Source organism: Paludifilum halophilum (genome assembly GCF_002245355.1).
In the GTDB taxonomy this organism is placed as follows: Bacteria; Bacillota; Bacilli; order Thermoactinomycetales; family DSM-45169; genus Paludifilum; species Paludifilum halophilum.
Map to the genome: position 1 here is coordinate 1 of NZ_NOWF01000008.1, position 19,514 is coordinate 19,514.

Below are 19,514 nucleotides of genomic sequence, written 5' to 3' on the forward strand. Positions count from 1 at the left end.
ACGATGCGCCAGCTGTGGTGAAATCGTCAAAAAAACATTGGCCGAACGGGTCCATCGTTGCCCTTTTTGTGGCTATGAACAGGATCGGGATGTCAATGCGGCCATCAACATTCTGCAACTCGCAAGAAAAGCCTCTTAAAACTCAATCAGGCCAGGAACTGGCCTTCGTGGAGAGTGCGGCAGGAGTCGGCTCGATGAAACGAGAAGCTCGCCCTTTCAATGGCGAGAGGTTCACTTCAATAACATAAGCCGTTAATTCTCCCTTTCAAGAATATCGGCTTACATTCTTTATACTCTTATACATTTGAAAAACAGGTATTTCTCAACAGCCTGAAGGGATGTCCAAGGACATCCCTTTATTAATCACCTCCATATACCCACTCAGCGAGCCTTGTCACGGGCTTTAACTTCTTTTTAAAACCACCTAAGTTTATCCCCTTGAAATGCTTCAGTATAAATGGTTTTTGAAAAGGTCGTCATGAAGTATACGTGATCCATTGACAATATTATAAGCATATGATTATATACCGTTGGGGTGATGCTCATGATCGTGCAAGAACTGGGATGGGAAGAACTCGCTGAATGCAACAAAGCGATGGGGGATCAATCCCGCCTCCGTATGTTGGCTCTATTGAAGACCGAGGATTTATGCGTCTGTGAGCTGGTAGAAATCTTGGGAATGACGCAGCCTGCCGTCTCCCAGCATATGCGCAGGTTGAAAAGTGCCAAACTGGTGAAAGAACGTCGCCAAGGTCAATGGGTCATTTATTCCCTCGACGGAGAGAGGCTTCCTTATTTTCGGTCCGTAGTCGACAGCCTGCCTGACCTTAGCTACGAAATCGAAGCGTTAAAAGCGAGCGGAAAGAAAGTTGTTTGTGATTAAAGGGAATAAAGGAGAAAAATGATGACGTCGACAGCTTGGATTTCTTTTTTCATCTTTGCGATAACCTTGTTATTCGTCATTTGGCAGCCCCGGGGGTTGTCGATCGGATGGTCGGCAACAGGTGGCGCCATTTTAGCTCTTCTGTTCGGAGTTGTCAGTCTTCCCGATGTCTGGACCGTGACGGGAATCGTCTGGAACGCCACCTTGGCTTTCGTAGCGGTCATCCTGATCTCCCTCGTTCTGGACGAAATCGGTTTCTTTGAGTGGGCTGCCCTTCATATGGCCCGCCTTGCCGGCGGGAACGGACGGAAGATGTTCGTCTACGTTGTTTTGTTGGGTGCGGCGGTGGCGGCCTTCTTCGCCAACGACGGGGCCGCTCTGATCCTTACCCCCATCGTGTTGGCGATGGTTCGGGCCCTTCGCTTTGAAGAGAAGATGATCCTCGCCTTCGTGATGGCGAGCGGCTTCATCGCCGACACCACCTCGCTGCCATTAGTGGTGAGCAACCTCGTCAACATCGTCTCGGCCGACTACTTCGGGATTGGGTTTGTGGAGTATGCGACCCGCATGATCGTACCCAATCTATTCGCCTTAGGGGCAAGCCTTCTCGTCCTGTCCCTGTTCTTCCGGAAGAGCATCCCAAAAGATTATGATCTTGCACAACTGCAGAAGCCCTTGGAGGCTATCAAGGATCGGCGCCTATTCCGCCTTTCTTGGATCATCCTGGGGATCCTGCTGGCGGGGTATCTCTTTAGTGAACCCTTGGGTGTTCCGGTCTCCATCATCGCTGGGGCAGCGGCCATTTGGTTCCTGTTGGCGGCCCGCCGGAGCCCGGCCATCCGCACGAAGCAGTTGGTGAAGGATGCCCCCTGGACGGTGGTCGTTTTCTCCATCGGCATGTATGTGGTGGTCTACGGCCTGAAGAACGCCGGTCTTACCGACGCTCTCGCCGGGGCGATCGAATGGACAGCTGGTCAAGGGGTCCTGGCGGGCACTGTCGGCATGGGCTTCATCGCCGCGATTCTGTCTTCTCTCATGAACAACATGCCGACGGTGATGATTGATGCTTTGGCGATCAATGCCACCGCGACTGACGGGCTGATGCGCGAAGCCTTGGTATATGCCAACGTGATCGGTTCCGATCTGGGGCCCAAGATCACCCCGATCGGTTCGCTGGCCACCCTGCTCTGGCTCCACGTTCTTTCTCGTAAAGGCGTAAAGATCACTTGGGGTTATTACTTCAAAGTGGGGATCATCTTGACGATTCCCACCCTGCTGATTACGCTCCTCGGCCTGTATGCCTGGCTGATGCTGATTCACTAAAAAAGGTCCAATTCACGGAGGGATTTACCATGACTGCGGACAAGAAAAAAACCATCTACTTCCTGTGTACTGGCAATTCCTGCCGTAGCCAGATAGCGGAGGGCTTTGGCAAACAGATCCTCGGGGATCGTTTCAACGTCTACAGTGCCGGCATTGAGGCTCACGGTCTGAACCCGAAGGCAGTGAAGGCGATGGCAGAGAAGGGAAACGATATTTCAGGTCAGACCTCCAATATCATCGATCCCGAGATCCTGAACAACGCCGACTACGTCATTACCTTGTGCGGGGACGCCAACGACAAGTGTCCCATGACCCCGCCCCACGTCAACCGGCAACACTGGGGTTTCGACGATCCGGCGAAGGCGGAGGGGACCGAAGAGGAAGTCTGGGCCGTCTTCCAACGGGTTCGGGACCAGATCGAAGAGCGGATCCGCCGGTTTGTCGAAGAGACGGAAGACACCTGAACACGAGCAGACGCGGAAACGATCCTTTTTTTCAGAAACTAATTTACGGTAGTCGGCAGGGCGGTTTAGGGTGAATGGGTTCTTTGAAAAGATCCAGTGCGTATGTAGGAGAGCTTAAAGGGGAAGATATAACCTGTTGCTTTTATAATACTTTAAGCAGGTGAATCATTTGTGAAGCCGATCCTTACTCTCATCCTAAGCCTGGTTCTTCATTCAAGCGTTTTCGGTCCCATCCCATCCGAGAGCAATTTCCGACTCCCATCGGTGACTGGAAGGTGGTTGAAAAGTCCAGGGATTGGGGGGGAGGGTTTGGTCCCCGATGGTTGGGACTCAATGTTCCATGGGGGAAGTATGGGATTCACGGCACCAACCAGCCTCACTCCGTCGGAAGCCACTCGAGTCATGGTTGTATTCGCTTACTCAATTCGGATGTCGAGGCATTATTTCCGAAAGTCCCCCTGGGAACTCAGGTCCATATTGAAGGACCGATCCTGGGTCTGGGAGAAAGCCTTCCGAAAACACTGGTTCGGGGAGATCGAGGATCGTTGGTTCTCTTGGTCCAAAACCGCCTCCGAGCGGCGGGGTATTATGACGGGCCTATGGATGGATGGTTTGGAGCGAGCCTGGAAAATGCGGTGAAGAGGTATCAAAGAGATCATGGTTTGAAGGTTACAGCCCAAATAAGGTTGGCTGAATACCAACGGTTAGGATTATTGGAATAAACCCAACAACAGCCGTTAGGGGAAAAATCCCCGGTATCGGCATGAAAAAAGAAGGAACCCGCCTTCTGTGACAAAGAAAATGCAGGTTCCTTCTCCGTGTTTCTGTGGCCGCTCGTCTGCGGTAGCTACCTGGCGGTAGGAGCGCCATCCTGTCGCAAACAGGTTCTATCTTTATCAGACAGGGTTTCGTGGTCCCTGTAGTTGCGCCATCAATTGGGCAAACTTGCTGATGGTTTAACGGATGGAGGGCGAAGAAAAATGACACGGGGGGCCGGGTCATTTTCATTCTCCATTCAGTAATTCGCATAGACATAGGGATCTTTCGGAGCCTCCACTACCCGGTGAGAAGGCGCTTCAATGAACGGGACCCGGCTTCTTTCAACCACAATGGAATCCAGTCCGCCTTTGACTTCGATCCATGTTCCCTCTTTGATCTGATCAGAACCGGGGAATTTGGCAAAAATCCCGATCACACTGGCATCAGCCGTACAGCAGGTTATACTGTACCGGGAAACGAGGACGACACCTTCGGGCATATTGTCCGCACGAAAGATAAAGCCTTTTACCTTGACGGGTTTCCCTTTCAGTTCCTTATCGTACATCTGAAGCGTTGTGAGTCGGTCGATATAGTTTTTGTCGTCGAGTTCGATTACGGCGGCGGCTTTCAACTTCTTCACAATCTTGTTGTAGTAGGGGTTGGGGTCGTAGCTCTCCTCGTTGCTGGGAGGCTTGGAGAGCAGTTCTTCATCGTTGAGTTCTGAATTGTCCTCCGGTGACGGATCGTTGGACCCCCTTTCCCCGGTACGCCTCTCTTTCTCTTCCTTGGTCAAGACCTGCTGACTTTCCATCGCTTCTGGAGAAAGGTAATTGATTCCTTTTTTAGAAGCCATAGAGGAGTTCAGAGGCGCGGGCGGGACCAAGATAAAGGCGAGGATGGGAAAGCAGAGGAGGATGTAACCCCATCCGCCAATCCGATGGGGGGCGGGCTGTTTCAGGTGCCAGATCTGCACCAGACCGAACAGGATCAACAGCAGCGTGCTGAAGATGATTAAGGGTGTGAAGCGAGGGTTGATGAACAACCTTAGTTCGCCGGTAATTAGCATGTGGATCAACATCACCGCGGTCCCGAAACAGATGACGATGCGCAGGAAGGAACCCATTTTTTCACTCCTTTACAGAACCAGGCTGATAAAGAGGCCGATGGAGGCGAGGGTGAGTAGGGTGGTGGCGGCAAAGTGGAAAAGGACGACGCGCTTCCGAAAACTGCCGTACATCATGAACAAATTTTTCAGATCCATCATCGGACCGTAGACCAAAAATGCCAGAATCGGGGGGGTGGACATGGCGCTGCGGAAGGAAGCGGCGACAAAGGCATCCGCCGAAGAGCAGAGGGATAAGCCGAAGGCGATGGCCATCATGGCCAGGATCACCAGCCATTCGTTTTCGGCAAATTCCCGGATGGTCGAAAGGCCGACAAAAGCCTGAAAGGCGGCAGCGATTGAGGCACCGGCGACGAAATATTTGCCCATGTCCATAAACTCAAAGATGGAATGGTGCATCGCGTGGATGAGCTTGTCACCGGTATGCCTCTGACCGGTGTGATGAAGGTGATGACTATGGTTGCAATCCCGGTCAGGGTGTTCACAGTGGGTCGTAACGTCTGGGTCGCCGTTGAAAAAGAAGTAGTAGAGAATGCCCATCACCGCGGCGATACCGACGGCCAGCAGCAGGCGGGAAAACACCATTTTCCAATCGCCGGCGAATGCGAAGTATGTAGAAGCGATAGTGATGGGGTTGATGATCGGCGCTGCCAGCAGAAACGTAAAAGCGATATAGGCGGGGAACCCTTTTTGGATTAAGCGCCGTGCCACCGGAACGATGCCGCATTCACAGACGGGAAGAACCAGTCCCATGAAAGTAGCAAAAGGAATGGAAACCCAAGGACTTTTGGGTATGAGGCGCCACACGGTATCTTCACGGACATAGACGTGGATCAAGCTGGAGATGATCACCCCGATCAGGATGAAGGGGATTCCCTCGATAAAAATGCTTAAGAACAGCGTAGAACTATTTTGAAGCCAGGCGGGAGGCGAAGAAAGAGCCGCAGAATCGAGCCATTGGGACGTTTCCAGAGCGTCAATCCCAGATAGGATCAGATAGAGAAATCCGGCTAGTACCAAAAATCCGGTCAGATCCATATAATATTCACGGATCCACTTGAACACAGCGATCCCCCATTTTCAGCGGTTTACCATCAATTTCTATACGGACAAGCCGGAGGCATGTACCATTCTTGAACTTTTAACATCGTGCAGCAACCCCTTGCAGAATCCGTTCCGCTCCCTGGCGGGTACCGGCGATATGGCGGGCAACTGGGCCCAGCTCCAGTTCGGCTAAGACCTTGGCCACGAAGAGATCTGGGGCCCACTCCGTCGGGAGAAGGGATGGGATAGCCGCAACGCCAGCAGAGATCCTCCGCTTCCACGGTGGGAGCAAGCCACTCCATACCCCGGCGGGCTGGCGTTAGAAACCAAGGGGTTTTGTACATTTGATCCTCCATAAATCAAAATTGATTCGATTAAAGGTGGGTTGGACTTTAAGTTAGAAAGTGATCAACATAAGTATAATATAGGTTTAAACCAAAAATGAAGGCTTGATTGAATCATTGGTAAAACGTATTTGTTTCGATTAGTCCATTTTTACTAAAGATAAAGCATCATGATTACGATTGAAACGAAGGTTGACATTTGGGAGAGGAGAGGTGTCGGACGGACGACCGGATTCCGGTCACGGTATTGAGCGGGTATCTCGGAGCAGGCCGCAAACTGGAGGATGCCCTCGACGATGACAAAAACGCCGCATCCTCGGCGGTGTTTTTGTCTGTTTGCTTATCCGTAGTCGGCACCTTCTTGCCATCTCTCCATATAATCCCCTTCAACATCTCCGGGTGTTTTTTGATGGATGAAAGAAAGCCCGATGGTGTATTACAATGAGTGGTCGTACTCCTATCTCATATCGGGAAGTGAGTTGAGCGACCGGTGGATGTTTTTTGGATGTTGCTGGTCATTGTGGTCTTGGGCGTGATATCGAAAAACGCGACAGTCTGGATTGCCGGTATCGGGCTGTTGAGTCTCCGTTTGTGGCCGAGTAATCAGCCTTTGATATGGACTCAGCAGTATGGGTTGAAAATCGGCATCATCATTCTGACGATGGGTGTGCTCTCTCCTATCGCTCTGGGAAAAATACCGTGGTCCAACATGGTTGAGACGATGAAAAGTGGTTCAGGACTGGTTGCTGTGGCCGTCGGTATTTTTGTGGCTTATCTGGGTGGACGGGGGGCCGGCTTGTTAACGACTCAGCCTACGATCGTGACCGGCCTGTTAATCGGAACCATCGTCGGTGTTGCTTTATTCCGTGGCGTACCGGTGGGTCCATTGATTGCAGCGGGTATCCTGTCTTTGTTCACCCATTGGTTGAGATAATCTATAACCCATTCTCATAACCGACCCAAACAAAAAGATCCTCCCGGCGCCAATAGGGGGCGGTTGCGAGGGTCTTTTTGTTTTGAAATCATCTAATCATCATTTGATTGTCATAGTCAGCGGTGCTACACTATAATAAAATGATCATTTGATTATTAGAGGTGAAAATCCATGTCGGAGGATCGTTGCGATATTTACTGTTATGATGAAGAGAAAGTTCGGCGGGTCCAATCCTCCCTGAAAACGGAAGATTTTATGGGGACCGCTCAGTTGTTTAAAGCGCTGGCTGATCCGACCCGAATGAAGATTGCCTATGCCTTGATTCAAGAAAAGGAACTGTGTGTATGTGATGTTGCGAATATCATTCGATCCTCCCTGGCGACTGCATCTCACCATCTCCGGCTCCTCCGTAACATGGGTCTGGCCAGATACCGAAAAGAGGGAAAACTGGTCTTTTATTCATTGGATGATGATCACGTCAAGCAGTTGGTTCAATTGGCTTTTGATCACCACAAGGAGATGAAACCCGTTGGAACAAGCGAATGAAAAACAAGTCTATCGGGTAAAAGGCTTCACTTGTGCGAACTGTGCCGCCCAATTTGAAACCAATGTCAAGAAAATCCCCGGCGTTGTCGATGCGCAGGTGAACTTCGGCGCTTCCAAGTTGACGGTGGTAGGACAGCCGACTGTGGAAGAACTGGAGAAAGCCGGCGCCTTTGAGAACTTGAAAATCCTTTCGGAGCGACAGAAAGACCCGGTGGAAAAAGTTCCTTTTTGCAAAAAGAAAGGGAACCTTCGGGTTCTGGGATCCGCAGGATTGCTGTTGATCGGTTGGCTTTTCAGCCTCACCCACGGAGAGGGGAGTCTTTCCTCTGTTCTCCTCTATGCCGCTTCCATGATCTTGGGTGGTTATTCCTTGTTTCTTCAGGGGCTGCGAAACCTCTCTCATCTTCAGTTTGACATGAGGACCCTCATGACGATCGCCATTTTAGGGGCCGCCGCGATCGGAGAATGGGGGGAAGGAGCGACAGTCGTCATTCTGTTTGCGATCAGCGAAGCCTTGGAGACTTATTCGATGGACAAAGCCCGCCAATCCATCCGTTCCTTGATGGATATTGCGCCTAAACAAGCCCTGATCCGCCGGGGCGATGAAGAAATGACGGTTCCGGTGGAAGAGATTCAGGTCCGGGATCGGATGATTGTGAAGCCGGGTGAAAAACTGGCCATGGACGGAGTGATCGTCAAAGGAAGTTCCGCCCTCAACCAGGCGGCTATCACCGGGGAATCGATTCCGGTGGACAAAACCGTTGCGGATGAGGTTTTTGCCGGTACCCTGAATGGGGAAGGAGTTCTGGAAGTTGAAGTGACCAAACGGGTGGAGGACACGACGATCGCCAAGATCATTCACCTGGTGGAAGAGGCGCAAGCGGAACGGGCGCCCTCGCAAGCTTTTGTGGACCGCTTCGCAAAGATTTATACTCCAGCGATTGTGATCGCCGGATTGGCCTTGGCCGTCGTCCCCCCGCTCTTTTTCCAGGCGGGTTGGAGCGAATGGATTTACCGGGGACTTGCTCTCCTGGTGGTAGGCTGTCCCTGTGCGCTTGTCATTTCTACCCCGGTTTCGATCGTCACTGCCATTGGGAATGCCGCCAGAAACGGAGTGCTCATCAAGGGGGGCATCCATCTGGAGGAAGCAGGGACCCTCGATATCATCGCCTTTGACAAAACGGGGACTCTTACGGAAGGTGTCCCCGAGGTGACCGACCTGATTGTCTTTGGCCCGGAGGAGGAATACCTCTCGATCGCGGCCGCCATCGAGAAAAACTCTCAGCACCCGTTGGCTTTGGCGCTCATGCGGAAAGCGGAAGAGAAATCCCTCCCCTTCCATACTCGGTCCGTTGAAGACTTCACTTCGTTGACGGGGAAAGGGGTGCAGGCTACGGTCGAAGGAACCTTGTACTACGTGGGAAGCCCCGGTTTGTTCCAAGAGATGTGGGACGATGGGATCGACAATGACCAATCGGATACCATCCTCCGGTTGCAGCAGGAAGGGAAAACGGTAATCATACTGGGGACGGAAGAGCGTCTCCTGGCAATCATCGCTGTCGCCGATCCGATCCGGAAAAGTAGTCGGGAGGTCATTCGACGTTTGCAGCAATTGGGGATTCGGAAAACGATCATGTTGACTGGGGACAATCCAGCCACGGCAAAATCCATCGGGCAGAAGCTGGAGGTTGGTGAAATCCAGGCAGAACTCCTTCCGCAACAGAAGTTGGAAGTTATCAAAAACCTTCGATCCAATGGGACGGGGGTCGCAATGGTCGGCGACGGAGTCAATGATGCTCCCGCTTTGGCCGCTTCCACGGTTGGTATTGCCATGGGAGGTGCCGGGACAGATACGGCTCTGGAAACAGCCGATATCGCCTTGATGGCCGACGACCTGGGAAAACTCCCCTATACCATCCGGTTGAGCCGGAAAGCTCTTCAGATCATCAAACAGAACATTATATTTTCCTTGGTCATTAAAGCCGTTGCATTGCTGTTGATTGTCCCCGGGTGGCTGACGTTATGGATGGCGATTTTCGCGGATATGGGAGCCACGTTGATGGTCACTCTGAACGGTCTACGGTTACTTAAACGGCGGGAAGCTTAAACCGATAGCACATCTCCTGCTGATCGGGATTTGTTTGTATTTGTTGCAATAAAGGATGTGGAATATCCTGTATGCGGTGTAACGGACGGAATCAAGCGAAGCCCTCGTCGATCTCGGCGAGGGCTTCATTCGGTCTTTCTGTAATCGAATGTATGATACAATAGGTAGTAAAAAAGTAAGAATCATAAATATCCCTTAAGAGGTGGATTGATGTATCACGTCTACCGAATTCGTTCAAAAAATCAGGTTACCTTCGGTCTTTCTGTAATCGAATGTATGATACAATAGGTAGTAAAAAAGTAAGAATCATAAATATCCCTTAAGAGGTGGATTGATGTATCACGTCTACCGAATTCGTTCAAAAAATCAGGTTACCTTACCCAAACAGTTCGAGATCTTTTGGATGTTCGTGTGGGGGATTATATCACCTATTCCATTGAAGATGGTCGGGTTTACGTGACCAAAGCGGGCCTGATCCCCTTTGATGAAGTTCGGAAACTAAAAGGCAAACAAAAGTCGGATTAAGGTAGGAAACTATGTGGAAAGCGATCGGATTATTTTTTCTTGCCGGAGTTGCTGAAATCGGAGGCGGTTATCTCGTTTGGTTGTGGCTTAGAGAAGGAAAGTCGGCAACTTGGGGACTCATCGGCGGATTGGTTTTGTTTCTGTACGGAGTGATTGCCACTTTTCAAGCCTTTCCTTCTTTCAGTCGCGTATATGCCGCTTATGGAGGAGTGTTTATCTTGTTGTCGATACTGTGGGGCTGGGGGATTGACCAAAAAAGCCCTGATCAGTACGACTGGATCGGTGCCGGTATTTGTCTGATTGGAGTTGCTATCATGCTCTGGGCTCCCCGAAATTAGGGATGGGAAAATCCGCGGGTTCAGAAGGTGTGGAAAACAAAGGAGATGACAAATGAAACGATTTTGGGAATATCTCTCCTTGACCGTTGGTTCATTCGCTGTCGCCGTCGGATTGGAACTGATTCTGGCTCCCAACGGTTTGGTGGATGGCGGGGTAACCGCCGTTGCGATTATGTCCAATAAGCTCTGGGGAATTCCGCTCTGGGTGGTCTTTCTCGGACTCAATCTTCCGATTCTGCTGTTCACTGCCAGAGTGACCGGGAAAAGGTTTGTCATTCGCACCCTCTACGCCAATGCAGTTACGGCTGTGGGGCTGATTATATTTCGACCGATCCCGCCCATCACGACTTCAGAAGTTTTGATTGTTCTCTATGGAGGGCTTCTCTTGGGATTGGGAATCGGTTTTGTGGTTAAAATCGGGGGAGCGATTGACGGAACCGAGATGCTCGCTGTCTGGTTTCACAAACGCTTCCACATTCCCATCAGCACATTTCTCCTGGCTCTCAATGCAGTGATTTTTACGGCTGCGGCTTTTGTTTACACCCTGGAAAAAGCGATGCTTTCTTTGGCGGTTTTCTACATCGTGACCAAAATGATCGATTTTGTAATGGATGGTCTGAACCAGGCGAAATCCGTGATGATTATCTCGGAGAAGCCGGAAGAAGTGGGAAAACGGTTGGTTCATGATTTGGAAGTTTCCCTGACTTTTCTTCGCGGAGAGGGTGGGTACTCCGGCGACGAAAAACGAATCATTTATTGCATCGTGGACCGCTTAGAGTATCCCAAACTAAAAGAACTGGTGTTGGAAACGGATCCTGGGGCGATTATGGAAGCGTCTTATGTCGCGGAAACCGCCGGCGTCGAATACAAATCTCTGTTTCCGTATTATAAAAGCTGAGATTTGGAGTAAACTCGTCCCAACGATTATCATCGACGATGGCATTGTCGGAGTCTCTATGATTCTTTCCCACTTGAGTGGTCTTCCCTTGGGGGTTAAAGGGAGGACACTTTAAGAAGCGCAATATTCACTAGAAAGTAGGGGAACGATGGCGACTTGTTCGGCCTGTAAGGGGAAAGGAAAGATCAAAACGATGTTGCCGTTGCCAATGGAAGTTCCTTGCGCTTATTGTGGTGGAACTGGAAAGAAACCTAAACAGGGTAAAAAACAAGAAACCTTCTTCGAGCGACTGAAAAAAACGTTTCTTAACCGCTAAAGCCAACCGGTAAAGGTTGGCTTTTTAATAAATCCTACTAAATCCTACGCGATGGAACCCAACCCCCGATCACCAAGGGTGTGCTAAATCATAACGTCTTTGGGGATCCTAACGGAGAAAGGTTTCGACTCATTTCATGGAATGGGGATTTTGATGACTCCCATTACATACGAGGCTCCCATCTGATACATCCTTTACAAAAGGGAGGAGGGTTTGGGAAATCAAACATTTAATCGTACTGGCTGTAAAGTTTATAATGGCTTGGGTGATCCTTACCCTTTTTTTTGCTTGGACCAACTTCACCGTCGTGGATGTGACATGGATCAGTCTCATCATAGGAGTGATCAGCTATTTGATTGGCGATTTATGGTTGCTTCCTCGAGTGAATAATACAGTGGCTACAGTGGCCGATTTTGGTTTGGCCGCAATCGTCATCGGGTGGATCGCCATTCAATGGTTTGGAATGGATGTCAATACCATCAATGTCGGCTTAATTTTCGGTTCCGCTGTATTTATCGCTGTGGGTGAGTGGATCCTTCATGTCTATTACCAACGCAAAGTCTTGAAACAACCCATTTAAATCAGGCTGCGCAGAGATTTTCCTTCTCGCGCAAATATCTTGAACCTCCTTTTGAACCGGGGTCATGGCCGTTTGAATGGGGGTGCGAGAAGGGTTGTCTAAAATCGTACGATAAATCGTATGCGCGACTCAAAAATATCCTTAAGGATGGCGGCTAATAGGGCATGGAAAGAGCGTTCATCGCGTTTCGAACATCTGTTTGGAGCAGTTGATTCAGATTATAAGAGGGATAAAGCCCCCGGCAAAGCATGTAGTAAAAAACCATGCCGTGAAGTTGGACCGCAGCCATCATTTGTTTGGCCAGTACCTGACGAAGCGCCGGTGTCGCTGTTTCCGTAATGGCGATGGCATAGCTTCGTACCGAGGTTTTGGCAAGCGCCAAGAGATCCCCGGCATAAAAGGCCGCATCTCCGTGGCTTTCCACTTGGCCATCGTCGGCGACACGCGGGGCCGCGGGATAAAAGGCCAATAGTTCACGAAGGTTGTTACTGAGAGCTTGAATGGAGCAAGCGTAAAGGTTTTTCAGTTCGGGATCCCTCACTTTTCGAATCGACTTCTTCAGCTTGATTAAACCAACTGCTTGGAAAGCGACCAACTCGTGCATGTCTAGGGTTTCATGCCATGCTAAGTGCCCCATTCTCGGTTGAGGAATTTGCGGTTCCATGACGATCACTCCCTTGTCGTTATCCATCATCAGCCTATGGATATGAAAGGGAAATGGTTCCTGTTTCTGGACAGGTCCTTTAGGCCTCTTTTTGTTCCGGAAATACTCCGGATGAAAAACATAAACGGTTTATCGGGTGAAGAAGGGCTGATGTCCGGCGCAAGTTTGTATACAGGACATATGATGGCTTTGAAATAAACCCTTCGCTTACCACCACAACAACACCAGCCATTTCCATTGATTGGGAAATGGCTGGTTGTTGGCTTCAGGCCCAACGTGATCATCGGGCATTTATTTCTCTTGTAAAGCCTTTACAAGTTCCTTTCCAAACCGTTCGGATGACATGGGATCGCGGCCAGTCACAATTTGGTCGTCCGCCCAAATAACGACTTCTTTTTCATCCATATGGGGGGCATATTCCGCCGTCTTTCTCATTTCCTGTTCGAGACTGAACGGAAGAATGTCCAGCAAACCTTCCGGCTCCCAGGCATCCGGGTAACCGGTTACTTTTTTTCCGGCGATGATGTTTTCCCCATTCGGACGTTGGGTCCACAATAAGGGGGCCGGTCCGTGACAAACCGCCGCCACTATGCCTTTTTGGTCGTAAATCGAGTTGATCAAACGGTGCAAATCTTCATTTTTGGCCAAGTCATACATGGCACCGTGACCGCCAACCACCATAATTGCATCGTACTCGCTTGGACGGACCTCTGAAAGCTTTTGTGTCTCATCGGTTTTTCCTGATTCATAAAGGGCCCTATAGGTTCCTTCGGGATCATACTCTTTACTGATACTAACTTCATCAATTTTGGGTTTACCGCCGAGAGGCGAAGCCAAATCAACTTGGTGACCCGCCTTTTCTAACAGTTGCATAGGAGCAAATAATTCTTCTCCCCACCATCCCGTTTCATAATTGTTTTCCTCATCTTTATATCCGCTTGATAGGACAGCCAGCACTTTTGCCATGAATCTAATACCTCCTTTACTGTAGTTGTGTTCAGTCTAGAATATCAATATACTGTAAACAAGTACTTACTTTTTTGTGCAATAGTATCCTTAAGGATACTGCAAGTCATCGTAGGGGGACAGGGAATATGAGTAGCAACAAACTGGAAAGAAAAAAAACGGTAATGCCTGATGGGAAAATCTATAACATCCCTATAGAAGCGACGATCGAGGTCATGGGCGGGAAATGGAAGTCTATCATTATTTATCATTTGCAAGAAGGGACCAAACGATTTAATGAATTAAAAAGATTAATCCCCAACATCACTCAAAAAATGTTGACCCAGCAGCTGCGGGAACTCGAACAAGATGAGATCGTGAACCGGTACGTATACGCCGAAGTCCCGCCAAAAGTGGAATATTCCTTGACTGAATACGGAAAAACGCTGCAAGACATTTTAGACCAAATGTGCAGTTGGGGGATTCGCCATATTGAGAAACAGAAAAAGGCAAAAGGCTGAGAAGACCTCTTTGAAGCGGTTTCACGGGTAGTTCCGACCCATTGATTGGAGGAAGGTAAAATGAAATTCCCGTGAAAAAAACGAAGGAAAGAAGCGCTGAGCGAGGAAATACTCAAAAAAAAGGACGGGAGTCATGATTCAACATCACAGAATATTAGTGAAGAAGCTTATGATGTAAAGGAAAAGCCGCCTCGTCTTGCCGGACAAAACTTTACGGATGTAGTGGAAGAGTTAATCAAGGAACACGAAAAGAAGGGTGGGTTTGATAAACTGCCGGGAAAAGGAAAGCCGATTGATGCAAAGTATTTAAAGGGAGATGTTTTCACCGGTATTATCAAACATAATCATGTCCTCCCGCCCTGGTTGGAGCTTCAGCACGAAATTCGCGACGCCATTCGCGGTTTGTTCACTCAGATGGAACGTAAAGAGGATGTTGACCTACCAAATGAAATAAGGACCATTAACCAAAAGATTCTTCACTATAATAAAATCGTTCCCCGTTCGATTTTACGTAAGAGCGTGTTGCGTACTGACAATATTTCGGAATGCCTTAAGGAATGGGAATAGTGGGTCTCGGATCGCGTCCCCCTTATTAACACCGAATGAAGACCATCCCAAGTCAATGGGATGGTCTTTTTGCAATTTTTTCTCACATGGATTCGACGGTGCTTTCCGATCTCAATCATCTTTTTTACTATGGGTTGATTGGAAAACAACTGAATGATTAAGGGTTATTTCGATGCCTATAAATATTTGGAGAGTCAGAAGTTTCTCGGTAAAAATCGCGATGTCGAGAACAACAGTCCATCCTTTACTTGGATGGGCTGTAGATCATCATGTTGACGGACCATTATTTCGATAAATCCGGCGAATTAAAAAAGGAAAAAATATTTCCTTATCGAATGATATTAACGATTGTTTATGATTTCTGAGAGGAGGAATAAGATGAAATCCTGGCTGGTATGGATGTCAACGCTTACTTTAGTCTCCGGGCTCCTTATGTCTCCGGTTCCCATGGATGCGAAAAAAGAGGCAACCTACAAGGATCCAAAAGCTCCTGTGGATGAAAGAGTCGCCGACTTAATGTCAAGGATGACACTAGAAGAAAAAATCGGCCAAATGGTGCAAGCGGAGCGCCAGGCTGTTACACCGGAGGATGTGAAACGATACAAAATTGGTTCCATATTAAGTGGGGGAGGGTCGGCTCCTGAGCCCAACACACCGGAAGCGTGGGCCGAGATGATCGACGATTTTCAAAAAGGGGCTATGGCTGCCCGGCTGCAAGTTCCCATCATATACGGAGTCGATGCGGTGCATGGACACAATAATGTGAAGGGGGCCACGATCTTCCCCCATAATATCGGTTTGGGGGCGACACGCGACACCGAACTGGTAAAGCGAATAGCGAAAGTGACTGCTGAAGAAGTGAGAACAACTGGGGTTCACTGGAATTTTGCCCCTGTTCTGGCCGCTCCGCAAAATATTCGTTGGGGCAGAACATACGAAGGCTTTAGCGAAGATCCCGAATGGGTCAGCGAGATGGGCGCGGCTTATGTCGAAGGATTGCAAGGGAGTCCAAACCATCCCCATTTTCTCGGCCGGACTAAGGCGGTCGCAACGGCCAAGCACTGGGTTGGAGATGGAGCGACTACGGATGGGAAGGATCAAGGCAATGTGGAACTAACGGAAGAGGAACTGCAAAAATTTATCGACCCTTACCGATCTGCGATTGATGCCGGTGCGCGTACCGTTATGGTTTCATTCAGCAGCTGGAACGGATTAAAAACCCATGCCGACCGGTACTTAGTTACCGAAGTGTTGAAAGAACAATTAGGTTTCGACGGCTTAGTCGTTTCAGATTGGAACGGAGTTCAACAAACGGACCCTGATTTTAAGCAGGCTGTAAAAAAGGGTCTTCATGCAGGGATCGATATGTTCATGATGCCTTACGAATGGAAGGAGTTCCTGACCACCACAGAAGAATTGGTGGCCAGCGGCGAGGTACCTGTGGAACGGATCGATGATGCGGTATCCAGAATCTTACGGGTGAAGTTCGAGATGGGATTATTTGAGAAGCCTTATACCGATCGCGGTTTGAAAGAACGCCATTCGGTGGGTTCAAAGGCACACCGTAAATTGGCAAGGGAAGCGGTTAGAAAATCGTTGGTCTTGTTGAAAAATGAAAATAACATTCTGCCTCTTTCCAAGGATGAAAAGATTTTTGTGGCCGGAGAGAAAGCGGACGATATCGGTATCCAGTGTGGTGGATGGACCATTAGTTGGCAAGGATCTAGTGGGAATATTACACCGGGTACTACGATTTTGGAGGGAATCAAAAAAGAAGTTAAAAAAGATACCGCTGTAACATACAGTAAGAACGGAATCGGGGCAGAGGGACACGATGTCGCTTTGGTTGTGGTAGGAGAACAACCCTATGCGGAATATGAGGGAGATCGAGATCATCTGGATTTAAATGAGGCGGATCTGGAAGTGTTGGAAAATGTGAAAAAATCAGGCGTTCCTACGGTTGTTGTGACCCTTTCCGGAAGGCCTCTGATGATTCGCGACCATATCGAGGACTGGGATGGACTGGTTGCGGCCTGGTTACCGGGAACAGAAGGACAAGGAGTTGCGGATGTTTTGTTTGGGGAGTACCCATTTACCGGAAAGTTATCGTTTACCTGGCCAAAACGGTTTGATCAAATCCCGATGCACCCCGATGATGAGAATTACGATCCGCTTTACCCGATCGGGTATGGTTTATCGGCGGAAAAAAACTAGCGCCCCATCAGGAAACTTCGGTTGGGAGGATGGTAGGCCGGCGGAGATCTGATCGGAATACCCAAATGGTTTTTGGTGTGAAGAGCCGGGGCATCTCCCCGGCTCTTCTGTGTACGGTTACATTTTCGATTCATGACAGGGGACTTTTCCTGCCAATCTCTTTTGAAGGATCATCCAACGGATGAAAAAACCGAGCGAAGCGCATGTCAGGCCGATCGTGATGCCCAACCAGAAGCCGAATGCTCCCAAGCTTGTAAAGGAAGCCAATCCGTATCCGACGGGGATTCCAATGCCCCAATACGAGATGAGTGCGGTTATGAACGGGATGGTGACATCCTTATAACCCCGCAGCACCCCTTGAAGAGACGCCTGAGCGGCATCCGAGAGCTGATAAAAGATGGCAAAGATCAGAAACTGTTTCACTAACGTGATCACATCCGGGTTGTCGGTGTAAAAATGGGCGATCCCTTCGCGGTATAAATAAAGGAAAACAGAGGCCGCCGCGATAAACCCAATGGCGGTGATGACGCCAAAACGGCTGTATTGTTTGGCATCGGCAAATCTTTTTCCGCCCACCTCAAAACCCACCACAATCGTTAAGGCCATCGAGACGCTCAGCGGTATCATAAATAAAAGCGATGTAAAATTGATAGCGGCTTGATGCGCGGCGACTGTCACCGTATCAAACATCATGCCCACTAACAGGGTGACCACGGCAAAAATACTCGCTTCAAAAAAAACGGAAAGGCCCATGGGCACTCCGATGGCCAGTTGTTCCTTCCAGGCTTTTGTTGAAGGAGAAAACCATTTGACAAACAGTCCATATTTGTACAGCGCATGAACTTTAAAGGTGATCATGATGCTGATGAGCAGGATCAGCCAATAAGTGGCGCTAGTCGCATAGCCGGCACCAATGCCACCCAGACGCGGAGCCCCCAGCTTGCCGAAAATCAGGATATAGTTCAGTGCGATATTAAAGGGAAGCGCAATCAATATGATGATCATGGTGATTCGGGTATACCCTTGGGCATCAAAAAAGTAGCGCAGTACATGAGCGGCGAACAGTGGGATGATCCCGAAAGACAGTCCGATCAAATAGTGCTTGGCAATATGATGAACGGCGGGATCCAGATTCATCATGGATAGTAAGGGTTCAAGGAAAATAACACCAGCCGCCAAAACGGCCGCCGCAAGTAGAAGTGATAAATAAAGAGCTTGCGTTACCGACTCGGCAATTTTATGATGTTGGCCGCCGCCGATAAATTGAGACACAATCGGTGTGACGGCCATCAGAATTCCGTTCATGCCTGTAAAGATCGGCATCCAAATACTGGATCCGATCGCTGCACCGGCCAGATCGTGCGTTCCTGCTTGACCCGACATCATCGTATCAAATAAATTCATGGCATATAGAACGACTTGTGTGACTACAATGGGCCATAATATCATGAAAAATAAAGTGACTTTTTCCTTGAAAGAATACGTCCGATGCATCGCAGCATCCTCCATTTTTCAACTCAAAAAGAAGTAACCCGCCTTCTCACACGGGTTACGCCTTGCATGTGGGGCCGCCTTTGCGGCGGCTGACCAGGAGTGAAAATCATTCTGTCGCCGCTATTCTCAATATCCACAGGATATCATGGGTCGTGTTTTCCGTCCAGTGGTATAGTGTCAACAGTTGTGAAAAGGCGAATTTTTGTGTATCTTATGGATAGTGGAATATGGTGTTTGTGGGATTTTCAGTTACCTGCAAAGCAATGAAACAGCGTTCGAGCTTTCATTACCGGAGGCCGATCGGGAAAATCGGCCCCGCGTGGGCTTCAAATGATTAAAAAAGAACCTGATAGGAGTGACGAGTATTTTGATGTTATTTCAAGGTTTCTGGATTTCTTTGGCCCTGTATTTATTGGTCGGAACGGTGATCTGGATGAATTGGTTTGAGGAAGAAATCTTCGGCATGTTGGAAGACGAAGAAGACTCGAGGGTACAAGAGGTGGTTCATCAGGTGCAGATCCTGGTTGAGAGCTACGGCGGGAAGGCGGTTTATTTGTTGATCGCCGGAGTTGGCATTCTCAGTTGGCCTTTATACGTTTATACCACGTTGATCGGTTGGGTGAGAAGACTACAGGAACGGGGATAGGAAAAAAGTTTCGCATCTTTCCGATTTTTCATGGATGAGAGTGAAAGCCGAAGATCGGGGACTGGTCCATACATAAACCGGATATGGAAGTTCGATGACGGCATGGCTCGCGATCTGGCAAGCCATTTTCTTATGGTGGAATGATCCTGATTCGTTGGGCTTTTTGTTTTTCGGCTTATCATTCCCATTCATTCAAATGAAACAACTCCACCCTATGGGGTAGAGTTGGGACGAGCCGTTTTTTGTTTATCGGATCCGATCGGCTATCTTTTTCTCAGG

21 protein-coding genes are annotated in these 19,514 nt (G+C 49.1%); 16 read left to right on the forward strand and 5 right to left on the reverse strand.

All coding sequences use genetic code 11. The features are described from left to right. The 5 genes from CHM34_RS20205 to CHM34_RS13020 form a co-directional block, all read left to right on the forward strand. A partial coding sequence (locus tag CHM34_RS20205) for a zinc ribbon domain-containing protein (protein ID WP_141201714.1) occupies positions 1-139 on the forward strand: 139 nt, incomplete at its 5' end. A gap of 405 nt (positions 140-544) precedes the next feature. Beyond that, positions 545-883, forward strand: coding sequence for an ArsR/SmtB family transcription factor (locus CHM34_RS13005; RefSeq protein WP_094265058.1), 339 nt, complete (start codon positions 545-547; stop codon positions 881-883). Positions 884-904: 21 nt separating this feature from the next. Beyond that, complete coding sequence (locus CHM34_RS13010) at positions 905-2,206, forward strand: arsenic transporter (protein ID WP_094265059.1); 1,302 nt, start codon at positions 905-907, stop codon at positions 2,204-2,206. Positions 2,207-2,235: 29 nt separating this feature from the next. Next, positions 2,236-2,670, forward strand: coding sequence for an arsenate reductase (thioredoxin) (arsC, locus tag CHM34_RS13015; protein WP_094265060.1), 435 nt, complete (start codon positions 2,236-2,238; stop codon positions 2,668-2,670). A gap of 236 nt (positions 2,671-2,906) precedes the next feature. Then, positions 2,907-3,392, forward strand: coding sequence for a L,D-transpeptidase family protein (locus CHM34_RS13020; RefSeq protein ID WP_276207708.1), 486 nt, complete (start codon positions 2,907-2,909; stop codon positions 3,390-3,392). Between the two features lie 293 nt (positions 3,393-3,685). Here the strand turns inward: CHM34_RS13020 and CHM34_RS13025 are convergent, their stop codons facing one another. Continuing rightward, the gene (locus tag CHM34_RS13025) at positions 3,686-4,552 is read right to left on the reverse strand and encodes a TIGR03943 family putative permease subunit (protein ID WP_094265062.1); all 867 of its coding nucleotides are present in this window, start codon (positions 4,550-4,552) and stop codon (positions 3,686-3,688) included. Between the two features lie 12 nt (positions 4,553-4,564). Then, positions 4,565-5,617, reverse strand: a complete 1,053-nt coding sequence (locus CHM34_RS13030) for a permease (RefSeq protein WP_094265063.1) — start codon at positions 5,615-5,617, stop codon at positions 4,565-4,567. A gap of 522 nt (positions 5,618-6,139) precedes the next feature. Here CHM34_RS13030 and CHM34_RS13035 point away from each other — a divergent pair. The 7 genes from CHM34_RS13035 to CHM34_RS13065 all read left to right on the forward strand — a co-directional run bounded on the left by CHM34_RS13035 (position 6,140) and on the right by CHM34_RS13065 (position 12,184). Beyond that, positions 6,140-6,385, forward strand: a complete 246-nt coding sequence (locus CHM34_RS13035) for a hypothetical protein (protein WP_094265064.1) — start codon at positions 6,140-6,142, stop codon at positions 6,383-6,385. Positions 6,386-6,445: 60 nt separating this feature from the next. After that, positions 6,446-6,874: a DUF441 domain-containing protein gene (locus CHM34_RS13040; RefSeq protein WP_094265241.1), complete on the forward strand. Its 429-nt coding sequence runs from the start codon at positions 6,446-6,448 to the stop codon at positions 6,872-6,874. 171 nt (positions 6,875-7,045) lie between these two features. Beyond that, entirely contained in the window at positions 7,046-7,420 is a 375-nt protein-coding gene (locus CHM34_RS13045) for an ArsR/SmtB family transcription factor (RefSeq protein ID WP_094265065.1), read from the forward strand. Then, a complete protein-coding gene (locus CHM34_RS13050) occupies positions 7,404-9,527 on the forward strand; it encodes a heavy metal translocating P-type ATPase (protein WP_094265066.1) in 2,124 nt (707 codons plus the stop codon). Before CHM34_RS13045 ends, CHM34_RS13050 begins: the two co-directional genes overlap by 17 nt. Before the next feature lie 536 nt (positions 9,528-10,063). Continuing rightward, positions 10,064-10,390, forward strand: coding sequence for a YnfA family protein (locus tag CHM34_RS13055; protein WP_094265067.1), 327 nt, complete (start codon positions 10,064-10,066; stop codon positions 10,388-10,390). Positions 10,391-10,442: 52 nt separating this feature from the next. Then, positions 10,443-11,288 carry a YitT family protein gene (locus CHM34_RS13060; RefSeq protein ID WP_094265068.1) on the forward strand — a complete coding sequence of 282 codons (846 nt, stop codon included), beginning with the start codon at positions 10,443-10,445 and terminating at the stop codon, positions 11,286-11,288. A 548-nt stretch (positions 11,289-11,836) separates the two neighbouring features. Continuing rightward, positions 11,837-12,184: a DUF2512 family protein gene (locus tag CHM34_RS13065; protein WP_276207709.1), complete on the forward strand. Its 348-nt coding sequence runs from the start codon at positions 11,837-11,839 to the stop codon at positions 12,182-12,184. 154 nt (positions 12,185-12,338) lie between these two features. On the opposite strand, the gene CHM34_RS13070 is transcribed toward CHM34_RS13065, so the two are convergent. Next, positions 12,339-12,848 (reverse strand): spore coat protein, encoded by a 510-nt coding sequence (locus CHM34_RS13070; RefSeq protein WP_276207706.1) that lies wholly within the window; start codon positions 12,846-12,848, stop codon positions 12,339-12,341. 291 nt (positions 12,849-13,139) lie between these two features. Then, the gene (locus CHM34_RS13080) at positions 13,140-13,814 is read right to left on the reverse strand and encodes a type 1 glutamine amidotransferase domain-containing protein (RefSeq protein ID WP_094265071.1); all 675 of its coding nucleotides are present in this window, start codon (positions 13,812-13,814) and stop codon (positions 13,140-13,142) included. A 128-nt stretch (positions 13,815-13,942) separates the two neighbouring features. On the opposite strand from CHM34_RS13080, the gene CHM34_RS13085 reads away from it, so the two are divergent. The 3 genes from CHM34_RS13085 (at position 13,943) to CHM34_RS13095 (ending at position 17,095) form a co-directional block, all read left to right on the forward strand. Continuing rightward, the gene (locus CHM34_RS13085) at positions 13,943-14,314 is read left to right on the forward strand and encodes a winged helix-turn-helix transcriptional regulator (protein ID WP_439116333.1); all 372 of its coding nucleotides are present in this window, start codon (positions 13,943-13,945) and stop codon (positions 14,312-14,314) included. Positions 14,315-14,536: 222 nt separating this feature from the next. Next, complete coding sequence (locus tag CHM34_RS13090; RefSeq protein WP_169713723.1) at positions 14,537-14,881, forward strand: DnaJ family domain-containing protein; 345 nt, start codon at positions 14,537-14,539, stop codon at positions 14,879-14,881. Positions 14,882-15,259: 378 nt separating this feature from the next. Beyond that, on the forward strand, positions 15,260-17,095 hold the full coding sequence (locus CHM34_RS13095) for a glycoside hydrolase family 3 protein (protein WP_094265073.1): 1,836 nt from the start codon (positions 15,260-15,262) through the stop codon (positions 17,093-17,095). 117 nt (positions 17,096-17,212) lie between these two features. Here CHM34_RS13095 and CHM34_RS13100 read toward each other — a convergent pair whose 3' ends face one another. After that, positions 17,213-18,589 carry an MATE family efflux transporter gene (locus CHM34_RS13100; RefSeq protein WP_094265074.1) on the reverse strand — a complete coding sequence of 459 codons (1,377 nt, stop codon included), beginning with the start codon at positions 18,587-18,589 and terminating at the stop codon, positions 17,213-17,215. 370 nt (positions 18,590-18,959) lie between these two features. Here CHM34_RS13100 and CHM34_RS13105 point away from each other — a divergent pair, with 370 nt between their 5' ends. After that, positions 18,960-19,235 (forward strand): hypothetical protein, encoded by a 276-nt coding sequence (locus CHM34_RS13105; RefSeq protein ID WP_141201715.1) that lies wholly within the window; start codon positions 18,960-18,962, stop codon positions 19,233-19,235. Positions 19,236-19,514 lie beyond the last annotated feature (279 nt).